The 18,794-nt window shown below is 67.7% G+C and carries 14 protein-coding genes and 1 pseudogene; 5 read left to right on the top strand and 10 right to left on the bottom strand.

The window, feature by feature from the left end; translation table 11 throughout:
- Positions 1-263: 263 nt before the first annotated feature.
- A complete protein-coding gene (locus tag AC5Y47_RS12220) occupies positions 264-1,286 on the bottom strand; it encodes a hypothetical protein (RefSeq protein WP_499944246.1) in 1,023 nt (340 codons plus the stop codon).
- 152 nt (positions 1,287-1,438) lie between these two features.
- On the opposite strand from AC5Y47_RS12220, the gene AC5Y47_RS12215 reads away from it, so the two are divergent.
- Positions 1,439-1,705: a hypothetical protein gene (locus AC5Y47_RS12215; RefSeq protein ID WP_499944256.1), complete on the top strand. Its 267-nt coding sequence runs from the start codon at positions 1,439-1,441 to the stop codon at positions 1,703-1,705.
- A gap of 117 nt (positions 1,706-1,822) precedes the next feature.
- Here the strand turns inward: AC5Y47_RS12215 and AC5Y47_RS12210 are convergent.
- The 5 genes and pseudogenes from AC5Y47_RS12210 to AC5Y47_RS12190 form a co-directional block, all read right to left on the bottom strand.
- Positions 1,823-2,050: pseudogene (locus AC5Y47_RS12210) on the bottom strand (PE family protein); the annotation flags it as partial.
- A 125-nt stretch (positions 2,051-2,175) separates the two neighbouring features.
- Positions 2,176-4,728, bottom strand: a complete 2,553-nt coding sequence (locus AC5Y47_RS12205) for a PE family protein (protein WP_499944245.1) — start codon at positions 4,726-4,728, stop codon at positions 2,176-2,178.
- 193 nt (positions 4,729-4,921) lie between these two features.
- Positions 4,922-7,420: a phenylalanine--tRNA ligase subunit beta gene (pheT, locus tag AC5Y47_RS12200; RefSeq protein ID WP_499944244.1), complete on the bottom strand. Its 2,499-nt coding sequence runs from the start codon at positions 7,418-7,420 to the stop codon at positions 4,922-4,924.
- Positions 7,420-8,463, bottom strand: a complete 1,044-nt coding sequence (gene pheS / locus AC5Y47_RS12195; RefSeq protein ID WP_499944243.1) for a phenylalanine--tRNA ligase subunit alpha — start codon at positions 8,461-8,463, stop codon at positions 7,420-7,422. The genes pheT and pheS overlap by 1 nt, the downstream gene beginning before the upstream one ends.
- Before the next feature lie 256 nt (positions 8,464-8,719).
- Complete coding sequence (locus tag AC5Y47_RS12190; RefSeq protein ID WP_499944241.1) at positions 8,720-9,625, bottom strand: adenylate/guanylate cyclase domain-containing protein; 906 nt, start codon at positions 9,623-9,625, stop codon at positions 8,720-8,722.
- A gap of 218 nt (positions 9,626-9,843) precedes the next feature.
- Here AC5Y47_RS12190 and AC5Y47_RS12185 point away from each other — a divergent pair, with 218 nt between their 5' ends.
- Entirely contained in the window at positions 9,844-10,887 is a 1,044-nt protein-coding gene (locus tag AC5Y47_RS12185) for an oxygenase MpaB family protein (protein WP_499944240.1), read from the top strand.
- Here the strand turns inward: AC5Y47_RS12185 and AC5Y47_RS12180 are convergent.
- The 4 genes from AC5Y47_RS12180 to infC form a co-directional block, all read right to left on the bottom strand.
- Positions 10,840-11,649 (bottom strand): TrmH family RNA methyltransferase, encoded by an 810-nt coding sequence (locus tag AC5Y47_RS12180; RefSeq protein ID WP_499944239.1) that lies wholly within the window; start codon positions 11,647-11,649, stop codon positions 10,840-10,842. The genes AC5Y47_RS12185 and AC5Y47_RS12180 overlap by 48 nt on opposite strands.
- A 9-nt stretch (positions 11,650-11,658) precedes the next feature.
- Positions 11,659-12,048, bottom strand: a complete 390-nt coding sequence (gene rplT / locus AC5Y47_RS12175) for a 50S ribosomal protein L20 (protein WP_023373731.1) — start codon at positions 12,046-12,048, stop codon at positions 11,659-11,661.
- Positions 12,049-12,133: 85 nt separating this feature from the next.
- Positions 12,134-12,328 carry a 50S ribosomal protein L35 gene (gene rpmI, locus AC5Y47_RS12170; protein WP_499944237.1) on the bottom strand — a complete coding sequence of 65 codons (195 nt, stop codon included), beginning with the start codon at positions 12,326-12,328 and terminating at the stop codon, positions 12,134-12,136.
- A gap of 46 nt (positions 12,329-12,374) precedes the next feature.
- The gene (gene infC, locus AC5Y47_RS12165) at positions 12,375-12,962 is read right to left on the bottom strand and encodes a translation initiation factor IF-3 (protein WP_499944255.1); all 588 of its coding nucleotides are present in this window, start codon (positions 12,960-12,962) and stop codon (positions 12,375-12,377) included.
- 403 nt (positions 12,963-13,365) lie between these two features.
- Between infC and lysX the strand changes: the two genes are divergently transcribed.
- The 3 genes from lysX to AC5Y47_RS12150 all read left to right on the top strand — a co-directional run bounded on the left by lysX (position 13,366) and on the right by AC5Y47_RS12150 (position 18,793).
- On the top strand, positions 13,366-16,701 hold the full coding sequence (lysX, locus tag AC5Y47_RS12160; protein ID WP_499944236.1) for a bifunctional lysylphosphatidylglycerol synthetase/lysine--tRNA ligase LysX: 3,336 nt from the start codon (positions 13,366-13,368) through the stop codon (positions 16,699-16,701).
- Positions 16,702-16,794: 93 nt separating this feature from the next.
- A complete protein-coding gene (locus AC5Y47_RS12155) occupies positions 16,795-17,043 on the top strand; it encodes a hypothetical protein (RefSeq protein ID WP_499944235.1) in 249 nt (82 codons plus the stop codon).
- On the top strand, positions 17,036-18,793 hold the full coding sequence (locus AC5Y47_RS12150; RefSeq protein ID WP_499944233.1) for a serine/threonine-protein kinase PknH/PknJ: 1,758 nt from the start codon (positions 17,036-17,038) through the stop codon (positions 18,791-18,793). Before AC5Y47_RS12155 ends, AC5Y47_RS12150 begins: the two co-directional genes overlap by 8 nt.
- Position 18,794: the final 1 nt, after the last annotated feature.

The raw sequence follows: 18,794 nt of genomic DNA, 5'->3' as shown, positions 1-18,794 counted from the left end.
GGCGCATTGGCAGGCGACAAGGCGGCGTCCAGACGTTGCGTGCCCGCGCGAAGAGTCATCAAGCGCCGCAACCGATTCCGCTCGCACACCCCCGACTCGGCCGCCGTGCAATCAAATCCGCTGCCTCCCACAGTGATTCATTACCGGAGGCTGCCGTGCGACAAACGCTAGTCCGGCACGCCGCAGCGGGCTCTGCGTCCTCGTCGAGCAGTTCGATTCGGCATGAGCCGTCAAATGCGTTGGCCCCGTTGGCTCTATCTCGACTAGTTGGCGATCGAGTCGGCGAGTGTCCTAAAGCCGGTGTTCGCCAGCAGCTGGAAAAGGCCGCCAAACCTGGTGCCACCCAAAGTCAGGTTGATCGGGATGTTTATGCCAAACAGCTCCAAAGGCACCGTCGCCGTGATGGCATGCGGCGGCACCAGCAGCCCGCTGAACGGCAGATGGGCGACGACCGGAATATTGAGATCACCGAGCACAGGCACAGTGAACGTCACCGGCAGTGGTAGATCCACGATGGCTTCACCGTTGAGCAGACCGTTCAAGATGTATGCAGGCGCGTCGATCACGCCGCCAGCCACCTGGATCGCATTGCCGGTCGCTATGCCGCCCCCGATGACCGTCCCGGCGGTTGCCAACCCGTCGAGCGCCGCGACTGGTGCGCCTGCCACACCGAAGAGAAGCGATAGCGGTAACCCGAAGTTCGCACCGAGTATCAGCGCCGGGGGAATCACGGTTCCGCTGATCGTGGTCGAAACACTGGTATCGGCGAGCGCGGTGAAGAACCGGCCGAAGTTGTTGGGAATCTGGGCGGGTACGGAATCGGCCGGCAGCAGGGTGCTGAATCCGCTGAGATTCTGGCCGGGTAAAGACAGGACCGGGAACAGATCGCCGATCGGTCCGACGAGCTTGATGTCCGCCAGGTTGCTGGTGTCGAATCCGCTCAAGAAGATGTTGAGCACAGCCGAGGTGCCGTCGGTTACCGCGAGGTTGTACTGGCCCGTCGCGATGTCTTGGCTGACCTTGGCCCAGTCGGCCGGGAAGTTCGCTAGGTTCGCCGACAGGTCGCGGCTGAAAGCCGAGAAGGACGTGTTGAGGGTCTGGAAGTTTCCGACCGTACCGCTGACAATGCCGCTGGCAGCAGCTTGGAAGTCGGTTGCCGCGTTACCCGAGGCGAAGTACCCCAGACCGGTCTGCGCGACGAGACCGGGATTCTGCGCCGCGTAGGCGAGTTCGGCGCCGATCTGGGCCCCGTAACCCTGCTGGTTGGCAACGATCTGCCGCAGCAACGGGAACGGGTCAGCGGCAAAAGCATTGCTGAGCGCAGCCAGATTGTTGCCGGTGTTGACGAAGAGTTGCTGCCAGGCACCGCCAATCGGGGGCCGGTGACGACCCCGCCGGTGCTCGGGAACAGTCCGGGGAGCAGCACAGAGCCCAGCCCTTGCAGCTGGCCCGTGAGGAACTGGGCGCCGGTGCCGCCGAGCAGCGCCGATATCCCGGCGCCGAACTGCTGGCCGGCGGCGTTGAAGACCGGGCCGAGCGGTCCGCCGCCGACCAAGGAGGTCAGGAAGCCGTTGCCGCCGACGAGCGGTCCCAGCAAACCGCCGGTGCCGCCGAACAGAATCGGGCCCAGCAATCCGCCGCTGCCGCCGAGCAGCCCACCGAGGCCGCCGCCCGTGCTGGCGCCACCGCCCAGGATCGGCCCTAGGATCCCGCCGAGCGGGTCGGCGGCGGCCGCCGAGCCGTTCAGTAGCTGCCTTTCCGCGTTGGCGATCTCGGCGCCGACGTACGCCGCCGCGCCGCTGCTCAACGCACGGACGAACTCGGCGTGAAACGCCGCAGCTTGCGTGTTGACGGCTTGGAATTCTTCGCCGAATCTGCCGAACAGCTGAGATATCGCAGCCGAGATCTCGTCCGAGGCGGCGACAGCAATGCGCGTGGTCGGGGCCGAGAATGCCGCTGCAACCTCACCTAACGAGGAGCCGATGCCTTCCAGCTGTCCGGTTGCCGCCGTAATCCATTCCGGATCGGTGATCACAAACGACACAGCCATCTCCCGTCGACGCCTGATTTACGCCGGGCATGTACCCGGATGCGATGACGGTGAAACGCCAGTGCGGCATTGTTTTTTGACGAGCTAATGAACTAATGGCGCTGCCATTTTGAATTCATTGACACTTACGCGATGGCCGCCGCGAGTTGAGTCGGCGCGTAGCTCAATAGGGCGGGAATGAGACCGCCGGCAGGAGTGCCGGTCAGGACGATGGTGACGGGCACACCCAACACTGAGACCGTCGCGGTGAACGGGCGCAGCGGGGAGAGAATTCCGCCGAGCGGGATGCCGGCCGTCGCAGGCGGCAAGCCCGGCAGCGATAGCGTCAACGGCAGCGTCGCCTCGCCGTTGAGAAAGCCGTCGGCGATGTTGGCCGGGGCCCCGACAAACGCCGCGAACGCGGCCGACGCATTCCCGGCCTGCACCGCACTGAAAAACGTCGTCGTGCTGTCGGCCGCCGCCATCAGCGTGGTGACCGGTGAACCGAGAGCGTTGATCGCCATCACCAACGGCAAACCGAAGGTCATACTCCCGCCCGGTATCGGCGAGACGGTGATCGAGGCCGCGATGGTTGTGTCGGTAAGGCTCTGGATCACGTTGGTCGTGTTCTGCGCGAAATCTCCGGGAATGCTCAAGATCGGCAACAGGTCGCCCAGTGTGCCGACCGGCTTGATGTTCGTGAGATCAGACGTGTCAAGACCGGTGATCAAAGTACCGAGCAACGCCCCGCCGACTGTGCGCACCGCGCCACTCGGGTTGCCCGCCAGTAGTTCTTGGAAGGCGACCGGCAGACTCGGCGGTATCCCGGCTAACCCGATCGAGAAGTCCCTGGCCGCGTTGGTGAGCGATGCCAGGGTCAGCTCGCTGTAGCCGTATTGGTTGGTGAGGAATTGCTGCAGGAAGGGTGCCGGGTTGGCCAGCCAGTTGTTGCTGATGCTTTCCAGGTTCGTCACCGTGTTGTTGATCAGGTCCTGGTAGGGCTCGAAGATGGGGATGCTGCCGCTGACGGCGGCGGCCGCCGCGGCCCCACCGGGCAGGCCGAACAAGGTTTGGCCGGGGTTACCGGCACTCCCGGTGGCCCCCGGTGTAGCGCCGGCTCCACCGCCGCCCCCTGCTCCGCCGTCGCCGCCGACGAGCACCGCGTTGCCGCCGTTGCCGCCCGACCCGCCGGCGCCACCTGTGCCGCCGTTGGTGTGCGCCCCACCTGTGCCGCCGGCGCCGCCGTCGCCTGCACTACCGAGACCGAAAGCATTGCCACCAGCACCACCCACACCACCGGCCCCACCAGGAGTCGAGGCACTGTTCCTAGCCGTAGTTCCACCGGTGCCGCCGGTTCCGCCATCGCCGCCGCTGCCGGCGAACAGCCCGCCCGCGCCGCCCTGGCCGCCGGCTCCGCCGCGCCCGCCGGAACCCCCGGTAAGAGTGCTGGAATTGGTGTTGTTCCCACCCGTCCCGCCGGCGCCGCCGGCCCCCCCGTCGCCGAACAGGCTGGCGTTGCCGCCCGCACCGCCGGCGCCGCCGGCACCGGCACCCGTTGCCGCCGTGTTGTTGGCGCCCGCGCCACCGGCACCCCCAGCACCACCGGCGCCGAACAGCAGGCCGGCATTGCCGCCGGCCCCGCCGACCCCACCGGTTTGGCTGGCCAGCAGCGACGTCGAGCCGGTGCCGCCGACCCCGCCGTCACCGCCGAAGCCCAACAGTCCGACGTTGCCGCCCGCACCGCCCGCCGCGCTGTTGGTGCCGCCGGCCGATCCGCCGTCGCCGCCGCGGCCGACGAAGGTGTTCCCGCCCGCTCCGCCCGCGCCCGCGCTGCTCGACCCGCCATCACCGCCTTCGCCGAAGAACGCATTGCCGCCGACACCGCCGGCACCGGTCGTGCTGGAACCACCGGCGCCACCGTTGCCGACGAACCCACCGTCCGCGCCGGCTGCACCTGTTCCGACGCCACCGGCGCCGCCGTTGCCGTAGAACAGTCCGGCGCGGCCCGCAGCGCCACCGCTCGGCCCTGCGCCGCCGTCTCCGCCGTTGCCGAAGAACACGGCATTGCCGCCGGCTCCGGCAGCGCCTGCGCCGCCGCTTGCCCCGCCGATGCCGCCGTTGCCGTAGAACAACCCACCCCGGCCACCGCTACCGCCCGCACCGGCTGCGCCGCCTCCGGCCCCGCCGGCGCCGCCGTTGCCGAACAGACCCGCGGCTCCACCGTTGCCGCCGGTTCCGCCATTCGGTCCCCCGGCACCGCCTGTGCCACCGTTGCCGTACAAGATGCCGCCGGGCGCGCCGTCTCCGCCGCGTCCGGCCAAAACCCCGGCGGCCCCGTCGGCGCCGTCGCCGATCAGCGGGCGCCCGAGCAGCGCCTCGGCGGGTGCGTTCACCGCGGCGGCCAACGCCTGGGTGGCATTCGCAGCCTCGGCGGCCGCATAGGAGGCAGCGCCCGCGTTCAACGTCTGCACGAACTGGGCGTGAAACGCCGTCGCCTGTGCACTCAGCGTCTGGAATTGTTGGCCATAACTGCCGAACAATTGCGAAATTGCGGTCGACACCTCGTCTGCCGCAGCGGCGGCCAATCCGGTCGTCGGACCCGCCGCAGCGGCGGCGGCGTCACCGAGTGCGTTACGAAGTACGGCCAAATTGTCAGCGGCGACCGTGACCAGATCCGGTGTGGTAGCTAAGAACGACATTTTCAGCTTCCCTCGCTTCTGGCAAAGTGCACCTGAATCAGGTCAGGGTGAAACGCAGCCTAAGTCCAACTCTCACAAACGCGGGGCCGATTTGCCGCGATTGGCACCATTACAGATAACTGGACCGGCTTTATCACCCTGCTGCCTGAAACGCCGGTGCCAGCGGCAGGCCGAGCGAGCCGGCAGGACGTTTTCAGCTACGCAGTACCGCGCCGACCCGCTCGGCGGCGAAGCGGACCGCGGCGTCGCGGGCCGCGCTGGCGTCGTCTTCGGTCAGTGTCCGGTCGGGGGCGCGAAACCGCAGCGCGAACGTCAGCGACTTGCGGTCCTCGCCTATCTGGGCTCCGGCGTACACGTCGAACAGTTGGATGTGTTCGAGCAACTCCCCGGCCCCTTCGCGGACGGCGTCCTCGACCGCTTGGGCGGGCACGTCATCGGGCACCACCAGGCTGACGTCCTGGAACACCGCCGGGAACGGGGACACCCGCGGTGCCGGCAGCACTCCCGCTATCGGTAGCGCGTCCAGGTTCAACTCGATGGCGCAGGTGCCTTTCGGCAGGCCGGCGCGCTCGATCACAGCCGGATGCAACTGCCCGGCGTGACCGATCAACGTGTCGGCGATCAGTACCTCGGCGCACCGGCCCGGATGCCACGGCAGGTACTGCGTCGCCCGGAAGACGACCTCGACGCCGCTGGCGCGCGCGACGACCCGCACCGCCTCGAACGCATCGGCGGCCTCCACGGGCCGGCCCGCCCCCCACGGACCGCGCGGCTCGCGCAGTCCGGCCAGCACCGCGGCCAGATGCTGCGGTTGGCGCGGCAAGGACGCGTCCAGTGTGGCAATCTCGGCGTCGGTGGGTCGGCGGTCGACCGGGATCAACTCGACGCCGCGGGTCTGTTCGGTCGGCTGGACCACCTGCGCAATCGCGAACAGCGCGGCATCCCCCAAACCGCGGGATACGTTGCGCCCCAGCGCTTCCAGCAGGGCCGGCAACAGTGTGGTGGCCAGCTGCGGACGGTCGGCCTCCAGCGGATTGACCACGTTGGTGGTATTGCGGCGGGGATCGTCGGCGGGCAGGCCCCAGACGTCGAACACCCCGGCCGGCAGGAACGGTGTCGGCAGGATCTCGACGTAGCCGGACAGCGCCAGCGATTTGCCGACCGCGCGGCGACGCCGCTGCTGGGGCGTGAGTCCGCGACCCGCCGGCGCTGCCGGCAGCACCGACGGGATGACTTCGAGACCCTCGAGCCGCAGCACCTCCTCGACCAGGTCGGCGGGCTGCACCAGATCCGGGCGCCAACTCGGCGGCGTGACGGTCAGAGTGACTTCGTCCGATTCCACCTGTGCACCGATCTGGGCCAGTCGCCGGGCTGTGGTGCCCGCGGGGTAGGACACGCCGGCGAAGCGGTCCGGCAGGTCGGCGGGAATCCGGATCGGCGAGCCGGCCCAATCCAAGACCGAGGTGCCGACCGGGGGATCACCGCGCCAGTCGGTCAAGGTGGGTTCGGCGGTTCCCCCGGCGATGTCGACCAGCAACCGCGCGCAGCGATCCAGCACGGCCACCGAGATGGCGGGGTCGACGGCGCGTTCGTAACGGCGGGCGGCCTCGCTGGGCAGATGGAGTCGGCGCTGGGTGCGCGAGATCGCGGCCGGGTTCCACACCGCCGCTTCCAGCAGGACGTCGGTGGAGTCGGCGCGCACCTCGGTGCTGGCCGCGCCCATGACGCCGCCGATCGCCGTCGTCGCGACCTCGTCGACGATCAGGACATCGACGGGTTCGAGCTTGCGTTCGATGTCGTCGAGGGTGACGACGGTCTCGCCGGGACGGGCGAAGCGCACCGCGAAGCCCCCGGTGATGCGCGCCCGGTCGTGAGCGTGCATCGGGTGACCGAGCTCGAGCATGACGTAGTTGGTGACGTCGACGGCCGGTGCGGTAGCGCGGATTCCGCACAACAGCAGTCGTCGCTGCAGCCACCACGGCGACACCGCGGCGGGGTCGATCCCGGTGACCGGACGCAGCGCGAAACGGCGCACACCGGTGTCGGGGTCCACCACCAGTGGCCAGGCCTCGCCGTCGGCCGGCAACGGCGAAACCGAAGCTGGGTCGACGAAATCGAGGTCATACGCGCAGGCGATCTCGCGGGCCAGGCCGCGCACCGACATGGCATAGCCGCGGTCCGGCGTGATGGCCAAGTGAAAGACCACGTCGTCCAGGCCGAGCACTGCCGCACCGTCGGCCCCGGGCTCGGCGGTTCCCGGTGGCAGCACCAGAATTCCGGAATGGTCTGTGCCCAAACCGAGTTCGGCTGCCGAGCAGATCATGCCGTTGGAGTTGCGCCCGTAGGTCTTACGGGCGGCAATGGTGAAGTTCCCGGGCAGGGTGGCCCCGGGAAGCGCCACGATGACCAGGTCGCCTACCGCGAAATTTGTTGCACCACAGACGATCTCCTGATCCTCGTCGCCGCCGACGTCGACCAGGCACGCGCGGATGGGCTTCTTGAACCCGGTGAGTTCTTCGATCTCGGACACTCGGCCCACCCGCAGTGGCCCCTCGACCGGACCCAACGCGAGCACCTCTTCGACCTCGTGCCCCACCCGCACCAGCGCCTGCCCGAGGTCGTCGGGGCTGACATCCCAGTCCGGGGCACCGGCGCGGACCACCTCGCGCAGCCAGCTGTACGGGACGCGCATCAGGCGCCCACCCCGAACGGCAGGGAGAACCGCACGTCGCCCTCGACCATGTCACGCATGTCCGGAATTCCATTGCGGAACTGCAAGGTTCGCTCCAGTCCCATCCCGAACGCGAAACCGGAGTACACCTGCGGGTCAATTCCCGCTGCGCGCAATACGTTCGGGTGCACCATGCCGCAGCCGCCCCACTCCACCCAGTCCGCGCCACCCTTCTTGTTGGCAAACCACACGTCGACCTCGGCGGAGGGTTCGGTGAACGGAAAGAAGTGCGGACGCATCCGGGTCCGGGCGAGCGCACCGAACTCCGAGCGCGCGAACGCGTCCAGGGTGCCGCGCAGATGCGCCATGGTCAGCCCGCGGTCCACCGCGAGTCCCTCCACCTGGTGGAAGACCGGGGTGTGGGTGGCGTCGAGTTCGTCGGTACGGAAGGTGCGCCCGATCGAGATGATGTAGACCGGCAACTCGCGTTCCAGCAGCGTCCGCACCTGCACCGGCGAGGTGTGGGTGCGCAGCAACTGCCGGGAGCCTTCCGGCGCGATGTAGAAGGTGTCCTGCTCGCTGCGCGCGGGATGGTCGGGCGGGAAGTTCAGCGCGTCGAAGTTGAACTGTTCGGTCTCGACCTCCGGGCCCTCGGCAAGTTCCCAACCCATCGCGACGAACGTGTCGGCGATGCGCTCGGCCAGGATCGTGATCGGATGCCGCGCGCCGGTCGGTTGCCGGGTTGACGGCAGCGTGACGTCGATGCGTTCGGCGACCAGCACCGCCGCGTCGCGCTCGGCACGCAGCACCGCGAGGCGTTCGTCGTAGCAGCGCTGAGCCTCACCGCGGGCAACGTTGACCCGCTTGCCCGCGTCGGCGCGCTCGTCCTTGGGCAAAGCGCCGAGTGCTTGGCGGGCCAGCGCCAGGGGCGACCGGTCACCGAGGTACTCGGTCTTGGTGTGCGCGAGCGCTTCCAGATTGTCGGCGCGTGCGATGGCCTGCCGGGCGGCCTCGACCGCTTGGGTCAACGCTTCCGGCGACAGATCGACGGGTTGATCACCCACGCGGCGGCACTCTCCTTGTTGACGGGGCTGGTCGGGCTGCCCGGCTACCCCGCGCGATGGGCTCGGCCCGCATCGTCGCCAGGTGGGCTCAGGGCACGGCGACGACGCAACTGTCGATCCTAGTCACCGCTGCGGTGCCGCCCCTGTCGGGGACCGGTCGAAAACTCGCGAACGGTCTCCCCGCTTGCGAGGCGCTATCGGCACCCACCAGCGCGTCACCCACGCCGATCGTCGACCCGCCGCGGGATGGTGGCTCTCAGTGGGCGTCTTTCTTGTCCGTTCCATCGCCGCCCGACATATCCCTGCCGGGTTTGAGGCGGTAGATGGCCAGGTCCGGCGGGATGCCAGTGAGTTTGCTGGAGAACATCGGCCGGCGCGCCCGCCTGGCGGTGATGCCCAACTCGTCGAGCTCGCTCTGCGGAATCAGGTCCAGGGTCGGGCTGGAGATCATGACGCCGCCCTTGGTCGCGCGCTCCATCACACGTGCCGCGATGTTGACGTCGACGCCCAGCCAGTCCGAACCCAGCCGCTGCGGGCGCCCGGTGTGGATCCCGACCCGCATCCGCGGCGTATATCCGTCCACCTCAACGGATTTGATGGCCTCCTCGGCGGCGCAGACGGCCTTCACCGCGATGCCGGGACGGCGGAAGACGGCCATGATCCCGTCGCCCATGCGCTTGACGATGTGCCCGCCGGCGTCCAGCATCGGGGATTCGACGGCGCGGGCCACCTGGCGCAGCAGGGCCAGCGCCGCGTCGTCCCCGGCCTCCAACGACCATGCCGAGTACCCCACCAGGTCGGTGAACACCAGCGTCACCTCGGGGTTGGCAGGCTTGCGCGAGACGGCTTCGGTCATCGCCTGCCACACCTGCAGCACGCCGAGACTGACCTCGCGCGACGCCGCCTCGCGGTCCCCCAACAACCGGTCCGCGGCCCGGGCGGCTGCGCGCGGCCCACCCTCACCGGCGGTGGACAGCGGGTCGCCGAACTCAGGGTCGCCGGGCAGCAGCCGTCGTGCGCGCTTGACGAAGCCGATCACGCCGGGACTGTGGTTGGTGCTGCTGAGCCACTTGGCCGGAGACCGTCGCCGTGGGGCGTCCTGCAGCGCGGTCGCGGTGGCGCCGGGCCCCCCGGGCTGCGGTTCGTCTGGCCCGTCCTCCACCCGGTCAGGTTAGGCGGTCTCGGCTGACCCCGGCAACGAGGTCTGTGCCACACGTGTCGAAAACGTCGACAAACCTGCTGATCACGCCGCTGCGGCGGTGCTGTGGAGAGTGCATAACACAGGCCGGACACACATCTGGATATTCTGGACAACGCGTGTTGTCACCGTTTATCGTGAGCGCACACCAGCTGCTTTGGGAAGCTGCTTTGGAGGCCGTGATGACTGCCATAACGACGACAGCGGCTGACCCCCTCGGGCCCGACTCGCTGACCTGGAAGTATTTCGGAGACCTGCGCACCGGGATGATGGGCGTGTGGATCGGCGCCATCCAGAACATGTATCCGGAGCTGGGTGCGGGCGTCGAGGAGCATTCGATCCTGCTGCGCGAACCCCTGCAGCGGGTGGCCCGGTCGGTGTACCCGATCATGGGAGTGGTTTACGACGGCGACCGCGCGTCCCAGACCGGCAAACAGATCAAGAGCTATCACGCGACCATCAAGGGAGTCGACGGCGAAGGCCGGCGCTACCACGCGCTGAATCCCGAGACCTTCTATTGGGCACACGCGACGTTCTTCATGCTGGTCGTCAAGGTCGCCGAGTACTTCTGCGGCGGACTGACCGAAGCCGAGAAGCGTCAGCTCTTCGACGAACACGTGCAGTGGTACCGGATGTACGGGATGAGTATGCGACCGGTGCCCAATTCGTGGGAGGAATTCCAGGAGTACTGGGAGCGGGTCGGTCGCGACGAGCTCGAGATCAACCAGGCGGTGTTGGACATCTTCAACATCCGGATCCCCAAGCCGAAGTTCGTGCTGATGCCCACCCCGGTCTGGGACCAGATTTTCAAGCCGCTGGTAGCAGGTCAGCGCTGGATCGCCGCCGGACTGTTCGAGCCCGCGGTGCGGGAAAAGGCAGGGATGCGCTGGACGCCCGGCGACGAGATCCTGCTGCGCCTGTTCGGCAAACTCGTCGAACTCGCGTTTCTGGCGGTGCCCGACGAAATCCGCCTGCACCCGCGCGCGTTGGCCGCCTACCGTCGCTCGGAGGGACGGATCCGCAGCGATGCGCCGCTGGTCGAGGCGCCGGCCTTCATGGCACCGCCGCGCGACCGTCGCGGCCTGCCCATGCACTACTTCCCGCCGCGCCCCAAATCTCCGCTGGACCCGGCTCGCGCGCTGATGGAACGCGCGGGTTCGCTGGTGCACAACACGCTGTCAATTGCCGGCCTGCGGCCCGCGCGAGGACGCACTCGCGCCGCGTAGCACGCGGGCACTCTGGTACAGACAGATTGCCGCCGACGCGGCAACGTTGAGACTCTCCGCTCCCCCGGCCATCGGGATGCGGACACGATGATCCGCTTGGTCGGCGATGTCCGTCGGCAAACCATGGGCTTCGGGCCCGAACAGCCATGCCGCCGGCCCAGTGAGCAGCGGATCGGCCTCGTCCAGGGCCGTCTCGCCGTCGACGGTGGCGGCCAGCAGCCGCAGGCCAGCCGATCTGAGCCGGTCCAGGACGGCGCGAGCGTCCGGGTCAACCACGACCGGGATCGCGAAGATGCTGCCGGCAGACGCGCGCAAGCACTTGCCGTTGTAGGGGTCGACGCTGTGCCCGGCCAGCACCACCGCGGCGGCACCCATGGCGTCGGCGATGCGGATCAACGTGCCGGCGTTGCCCGGCTCGCCGATGTCCACGGCGACGGCGACCAACCGCGGCGTACCGGCCAGCACGTCGTCCGCGCCAACGGCAGGGATCTCGCATACGGCGACCAAGCCCGTCGGAGTCACCGTGTCTGACAACGCTTTTGCGGCCCGATCGGTCACCAGATGGGTCGGCGCGTCGGTCAGCAGAGCCTGATGGCGACTCGCCGCGTCCTCGGTGACGAAGACTTCCCGGACCAGTCCGCGCTGCACAGCGGCGGCAACCAGATTGGGTCCTTCGGCGAGGAACCGTCCGGCACGACGCCGACCGACGTGACGATGCAACTTGACTGCCGCGACCACCCGGGCCGAACGCTCGGTGAGCACGGGCGCAGGTCAGGCAGCTTCTCCCGACGGGGCGTTGACGTCCTCGGGCAGCGCTGCGCGGGCGACCTCGACGAGCGCGGTGAACGCCGCCGGATCGGTGACCGCGATGTCGGCGAGGTTCTTGCGGTCCACTTCGACGCCGGCGGCCTTCAGGCCCTGGATCAGGCGGTTGTAGGTGATGTCGTTGGCACGTGCGGCGGCGTTGATCCGCGAGATCCACAACTTGCGGAACTCGCCCTTGCGGGCGCGACGGTCCCGGTAGGCGTAGTTCAGCGAATGCAGTTGCTGCTCTTTGGCCTTGCGGTAGAGGCGGGATCGCTGACCGCGGTAGCCCTTCGATGCCTTCAGGACGCTGCGCCGCTTCTTGTGGGCGTTGACCGCCCGCTTCACGCGTGCCATGGGTGTTCCTACTCTCGTTCAAACAAATCGGTCGGGGGCTGGCGCCGGCCCGAGGTGTATGGGTGGTGGGTGGAGTACGGCGCCGTCAGCCGTTCAGCAGCGAGTTGACCCGCTTGGTGTCGTTGGCGGAGACGGTGGTGCGACCGTCGAGCCGCCTGGTGCGCTTGCTCGGCTTGTGCTCCAACAAGTGCCGGCGGTTGGCTTTCTGCCGGACGATCTTCCCGGTGCCGGTGCGCCGGAATCGCTTCGAGGCCCCGCTGTGAGTCTTGGCCTTGGGCATGTTTCCTCGGTTCTCTCTGATTGGTTCAGGTTCTTACTGGCAGTTACTAGGCCGACGGCTTGCCGTCGTCCGCCGGCGCGGCCCCCGGCTCGCCTTCGCGCTGCGCCTTGGCCCGGGTCTTCGCGCCGCGGTGCGGTGCCAGCACCATCGTCATGTTGCGGCCGTCCTGTTTGGCCGACGTTTCGACGAATCCGTATTCGGCGACGTCGGCGCCCAGACGCTGCAGCAGCCGGTAGCCCAACTCGGGCCTGGACTGCTCGCGTCCGCGGAACATGATGGTCACCTTGACTTTCGATCCCGCTTCGAGGAAGCGGACCACGTGGCCCTTCTTCGTCTCGTAGTCGTGGTCGTCGATCTTGGGTCGCAGCTTTTGCTCCTTGACGACGGTCTGCTGCTGGTTCCTGCGGGATTCGCGCGCCTTCTGCGCCGCCTCGTACTTGTACTTGCCGTAGTCCATGATCTTGCAGACCGGCGGTCTGGCATTGGGAGCAACTTCGACAAGGTCGAGATCGGCGTCCGCGGCCACGCGGAGTGCGTCTTCGATACGCACGATGCCTACCTGCTCTCCGCCAGGGCCGATCAACCGAACTTCAGGCACGCGAATGCGCTCGTTGACGCGGGTCTCAGTGCTGATGGGGCCTCCCTCGTTGGCTTCTATTTCAGTGCGGTCCATGCCTGGACCGGCCGGAAACAGTAGCGGGGACACCAGCCATCAGCAAGAAAGCCCTGCAGAAGCAGGGCCCAATGCCGACCGATCGCAGCTCGAAATCACTCGAGTCGCCCGCGCCATGCGCGGAACAGGCATCCGGAAAATGCCTGTGACCGGACCAGATAACCTTGACGGCGCTACAGACGCCTGCTCGTGGCTACCGGTGGGAGTGGGACTCCACTTAACTTTCCCTGGCCTTGGCCGGGATGGTCGCGCGGTTAGTCTAGCAGCAGCAATGCGCCACCCGGGCAACCCGGCCGGTAATTGCGGGCGGCTCGAACCCATGCAGGCAAGAGTTTCGCCGTTTGAACGAATATCCTCGCGGTTTGTGACACTCATCAAGCCGCGGGCGCCACTGCGGTCGTCTTCGCGGTATCACTGGCTGCCCGCCGCGGCCGGTTGGACCGTAGGCGTCATCGCAACCGTGTCGCTGCTCGCCAGCCTGTCGCCGATGATCCGATGGCTCATCCACGGACCGCGGGTCTTCATCAACAGCTATTTGTTCAACTTCCCCGACACCAGCTTCGCGTGGTCGTTCGTGCTGGCGCTGCTGGCCGCGGCGCTGACCGCGCGCAAGCGCATCGCCTGGTTGGTGCTGCTCGGCAACATGGTGGTCCATGCGGTGGTGAACGCCGCGGACATCGCGGCGGGCGGTAACACGCCGGCCGAGGCGTTCGGCGAGAACCTCGGCTTCGCCTTCCACGTCGTGACGATCGTGCTGCTGGTGCTGGGCTATCGGGAATTCTGGGCCAAAGTACGTCGCGGGGCTCTGTTCCGGGCGACGGCAGTGCTGCTGGCCGGCGGCATCATCGGAATCCTGTTGTCGTGGGGACTGGTGGAGATGTTCCCCGGTACCCTCGCGCCATCTGAGCGGTTGCCCTACGTCGTCAATCGGGTGATCGGTTTCGGGGTGGCAGATCCGGAACTGTTCACCGGGCGTCCGCAGGTCTTCCTCAATGCGATCTTCGGGCTGTTCGGCGCGTTCGCGCTGATCGCAGGCACCATTGTGCTGTTTTTGTCCCAGCGCGCCGACAACGCGCTGACCGGCGAGGACGAGTCGGCGATCCGCGGGCTGGTCGAGTTGTGGGGCAAGAACGACTCGCTGGCCTACTTCGCCACCCGCCGCGACAAGTCGGTCATCTTCGCCCCCAGCGGTCGCGCCGCCCTGACCTACCGTGTCGAGGTCGGTGTCTGCCTGGCCAGCGGCGACCCCGTCGGCGACCCGAAAGCCTGGCGGCAGGCCGTCGACGCCTGGCTGCAGCTGTGCCAGACCTACGGCTGGGCACCCGGGGTGATGGGGGCCAGTTCGCAAGGCGCGCAGGTGTATCGAGAGGCGGGCCTCAATGCGCTGGAACTGGGCGACGAGGCCATTCTGCGGCCCAGCGAATTCAAGCTGTCCGGGCCCGAGATGCGTGGGGTACGTCAGGCCGTGACGCGCGCCCGCCGGGCCGGTCTGACCGTGCGCATCCGGCGGCACCGCGACATCTCCGCGGAGGAGATGGCCCGCGCCGTCGAACGGGCCGACGCCTGGCGCGACACCGAATCCGAACGTGGCTTCTCCATGGCGCTGGGACGGCTGGGGGATCCCGCTGACGGCGATTGCCTGCTGGTGGAGGCGCTGGATCCCGCCGGCGAAGTGGTGGCGATGCTGTCCCTGGTGCCGTGGGGCACCACCGGTGTCTCGCTGGACCTGATGCGTCGTTCCCGGGAATCCCCGAACGGCACCATCGAACTGATGGTCAGCGAGCTGACCCTGCATGCCGAGAACCTGGGTCTGAGCCGGATCTCACTGAACTTCGCGGTTTTCCGGTCGGCGTTCGAGCAAGGCGAACAACTGGGCGCGGGTCCGGTGGCGCGATTGTGGCGCGGCCTGTTGGTGTTCTTCTCGCGGTGGTGGCAGCTGGAAACCCTGTACCGCTCCAACGACAAATACCAACCCGAATGGGTCCCCCGATACGCCTGCTACGAAGACGCCCGGATGATGCCGCGGGTGGGCGTCGCATCGGTGATCGCCGAGGGATTTTTGGTGTTGCCGTTCAGTCGGCGCGACAAGGCCCACACCGGTCATCACCCCGCGGTGCCGCAGCCGCTGGTGGACACCGGGCTGTTGCATCCCGACGGCACGGCGCCCGACGTCAGCGGCCTGCAAGTCGACGACCTACCCGAAGCCGACGATGCGCGACGACGTGACCCCGAGCAGGTACGGGTCCGGCTGGCGAAGCTGAAGAAGCTGCGCGCCAACGGGATTGACGCCTATCCGGTGGGCCAGCCGCCCAGTCACACCGTCGCCGAAGCCGTGGCCGCCGACGACGATATCGACGTCTCGGTGTCCGGTCGCATCCTGCGCGTGCGCAACTACGGCGGCGTGCTGTTCGCCCATCTGCGCGACTGGTCGGGCGAAATCCAAGTGCTGCTGGACAATTCGCGTTTGACGCAGGGACGTGCGGCCGACTTCAACGCGGCGATCGACCTGGGTGACCTGGTGGAGATGACCGGACACATGGGTTACAGCGACAAAGGCACCCGCTCGTTGATCGTCACCCGCTGGCGGTTAGTCGGGAAGTGTTTGCGACCCCTGCCGAACAAGTGGAAAGGGCTGACCGACCCGGAGGCCCGGGTGCGGACGCGCTATGTCGACCTGGCCGTCAACCCCGAGTCACGTGAGCTGATCACCGCCCGAGGCAGCGTGTTGCGCTCGCTCCGCGAAACGCTGTTCGCCAAGGGATTCATCGAAGTCGAGACGCCGATCCTGCAGCAGGTGCACGGCGGCGCGACCGCGCGGCCCTTCATCACCCACATCAACAGCTACAGCATGGACCTGTTCCTGCGCATCGCACCGGAGCTGTACTTGAAACGCCTCTGTGTAGGCGGCGTGGAGCGGGTGTTCGAACTCGGCCGAGCCTTCCGGAACGAGGGCGTCGACTTCAGTCACAACCCCGAGTTCACCTTGCTCGAGGCCTACCAGGCACACGCCGACTACCTGGTCTGGGTCGACGGCTGCCGTGAACTCATCCAGAAAGCCGCCGAGGCCGCCAACGGCGCCCAGACAGCCATGCGGCCCAGAACTCAGGATGATTCGATCAACGACGGCTCTCGGCTGGAACCGGTCGACATCTCGGGTGAGTGGGCGGTCAAGACAGTCCACGACGCGGTCTCCGAAGCGCTCGGTGAGCACGTCGACGCCGCCACCGACCTGCGGACGCTGCGCAAGCTGTCCGACGCCGCCCGGATCCCCTACCGGAACTATTGGGATGCCGGCGCAGTGGTGCTCGAACTCTACGAACACCTGGTCGAGGCACGCACCGAAAAGCCCACGTTCTACATCGACTTCCCCACCTCGGTGTCCCCGCTGACCCGGCCGCACCGCAGCAAGCGCGGTGTCGCCGAGCGTTGGGACCTGGTGGCGTGGGGCGTCGAGTTGGGTACCGCCTACAGCGAACTGACCGATCCGGTGGAGCAGCGCCGGCGTCTGGAAGAGCAGTCGCTGCTCGCCGCAGGCGGCGACCCCGAGGCGATGGAGCTCGACGAGGACTTCCTGCAGGCGATGGAATACGCCATGCCGCCCACCGGCGGCCTGGGCATGGGGGTGGACCGGGTGGTCATGTTGATCACCGGGCGCAGCATCCGTGAGACGTTGCCCTTCCCGCTGGCCAAGCCGCACTGAGCGCAGTGCTCACCGTTTCCCGGGCCCGTCGCTACTGGCAGCTGATGATGCGGTATTTCGATCGTCAGGACGCGCCCAAGTAACGTGTCGGACATGCCCGAGCACCCGCCTGCTGCCGACGCATCACCCCCGCCGGATTCCGGCTATGACAGCTCCGGTGTCCCGACGTTCGACTCGGTGCGCGAGAAGATCGAATCGCGTTACGGAACCGCATTGGGCGCCGAGGAGCTCGCCGCCGAGACGGCGGAGGGACGCTCGGTCGAGGACCAGTACGAGGCCCGTCAGCGTGCGGCCGCCGAGCGCCTGGCGCAGATCCGGGAGTCGATGCGCACCGATGAGTGACACCATGCCGACCTCGCGGTCGGGCCTGCAGTTCGGGCCCTACCGGCTCGTACGGCTGTTGGGGCGCGGCGGGATGGGCGAGGTCTACGAGGCGCACGACACGGTCAAAGACCGCACCGTCGCGCTCAAACTGATGTCCCAGGAACTCAGCTCCGACACGGTGTTTCGCCGGCGCATGCAACGCGAAGCCCATACCGCCGGGCGGTTGCAGGAACCCCACATCGTGCCCATCCACGATTACGGGGAAATCGACGGCCAGCTCTACATCGACATGCGCTTCATCGACGGCGAAAATCTCGGCTCGCTGCTCGAACACACCGGCGCGCTGCCGCCACCGCGCGCGGTGGCAATCATCACTCAGGTGGCCGCCGCGCTCGACGCCGCCCATCGCGGCAGCGTCATTCATCGCGACATCAAGCCCGAGAACATCCTGATCACCGGTGACGACTTCGCATACCTGGTCGACTTCGGGATCGCCGCCGCGGCAACGGATCAGCAGCTCACCAAGACTGGGACGGCGGTCGGCAGCTGGCGCTACATGGCGCCGGAGCGGTTCGCCGACGACGAGACCACGTACCGCTCCGACATCTACGGTCTGGCGTGCGTGCTGTACGAGTGCCTGACCGGCGTACCGCCCTACCAGACCCAGAACCTCAGTGCCCTGATGGCGGCGCATCTGATGCAGCCGATACCACGACCCAGCGAGGCACGCCCGAACGTCCCGCGGGCCTTCGACGACGTCATCGCCCGCGGCATGGCCAAAGAACCCGCCGAGCGCTATCCGACCGCCGGAGAATTCGCCCGAGCCGCCGCCCACGCGCTCAGCGCGCCCGACCAGGACCGTGCGGCCACCATGATCGCGCACAGCCAGCAACACGCCCCGCCGCCCAGCGGTCCGGTGCAGCGCCCGCAATGGGCCGGCCCGCCGCCGCCATTGGCCCCGCCGACAGCCCCGCTGACAGCGCCGGCGGCCCCACCGCACCCGGCATGGATCCCGGCTCCCCCACCTCGCCGCAATCGATGGCTCTTGCCCGCCGCGGCGCTGCTCGTGGTCCTCGTCCTGGTCGGCACCGGCATCTGGGTCGCGGTGAGCAACAGCGGCGGCGGACAATCCGTCAGCAGCGACACCACGACCGCGCGCACCTCCAGCACCACCGCCACCTCTACCGCGACGAAAGTGACTGCAGCACAACTCGATTCCTTGCTGCTGGCGCCCGAGGAGATCGACGCCCTGGTACGCACGACAGGCGTCGTCGTCGACCACAACGTGACCGAGATGAAGGATCCGGGCCCGGACAATGCGCTGTCGGACGAACGGTGCCTGGGGCCGCTCATCGGCTACCAGACCCGCACGTACAAGAGCAGCGGCTACACCGGGATGCTTGCCCAACTCCTGAAGAAGCCGAACAGCAACCCGGGTTACGTGGTGGTCCAGGGCGGTGTCATTTTCGCCTCCGCCGAGCAGGCGCTGAATTTCGTGACGGAGCAAGCCGAGTCGTGGCGATACTGCGCCGGAAAAACGGTGATTCAGGTCAGCGAGGGCAAGCCATCCGAGTGGACGTTCCGCGAACTCAGCGGCAATCCCCCCAATATCGCGTTGCAGCGCAACTTGGCGGCAAGCACGGTGGTGTGCCAGCACGTGCTCAGTGCGGTGTCCAATGTGGTCTTCGACGTCAACGTCTGCGCACCCGACACGGTCAACCAGGCCAGGCTGATCGCCAATCAGATGGCCACCAGATTGCCAAAATGAA

The organism is Mycobacterium sp. NGS22, assembly GCF_059813095.1.
Note: the sequence above shows the minus strand (reverse complement) of the source record. Positions and strands in the feature narration are given on the sequence as shown.

Excerpts from the sequence above, each read along its gene's own strand:
- AC5Y47_RS12205 (WP_499944245.1), bottom strand. The coding sequence starts at position 4,728 with ATGTCGTTCTTAGCTACCACACCGGATCTGGTCACGGTCGCCGCTGAC.
- pheT (WP_499944244.1), bottom strand. The coding sequence starts at position 7,420 with ATGCGCGTCCCGTACAGCTGGCTGCGCGAGGTGGTCCGCGCCGGTGCC.
- AC5Y47_RS12185 (WP_499944240.1), top strand. The coding sequence starts at position 9,844 with ATGACTGCCATAACGACGACAGCGGCTGACCCCCTCGGGCCCGACTCG.
- rplT (WP_023373731.1), bottom strand. The coding sequence starts at position 12,048 with ATGGCACGCGTGAAGCGGGCGGTCAACGCCCACAAGAAGCGGCGCAGC.
- rpmI (WP_499944237.1), bottom strand. The coding sequence starts at position 12,328 with ATGCCCAAGGCCAAGACTCACAGCGGGGCCTCGAAGCGATTCCGGCGC.
- AC5Y47_RS12155 (WP_499944235.1), top strand. The coding sequence starts at position 16,795 with ATGCCCGAGCACCCGCCTGCTGCCGACGCATCACCCCCGCCGGATTCC.
- AC5Y47_RS12150 (WP_499944233.1), top strand. The coding sequence starts at position 17,036 with ATGAGTGACACCATGCCGACCTCGCGGTCGGGCCTGCAGTTCGGGCCC.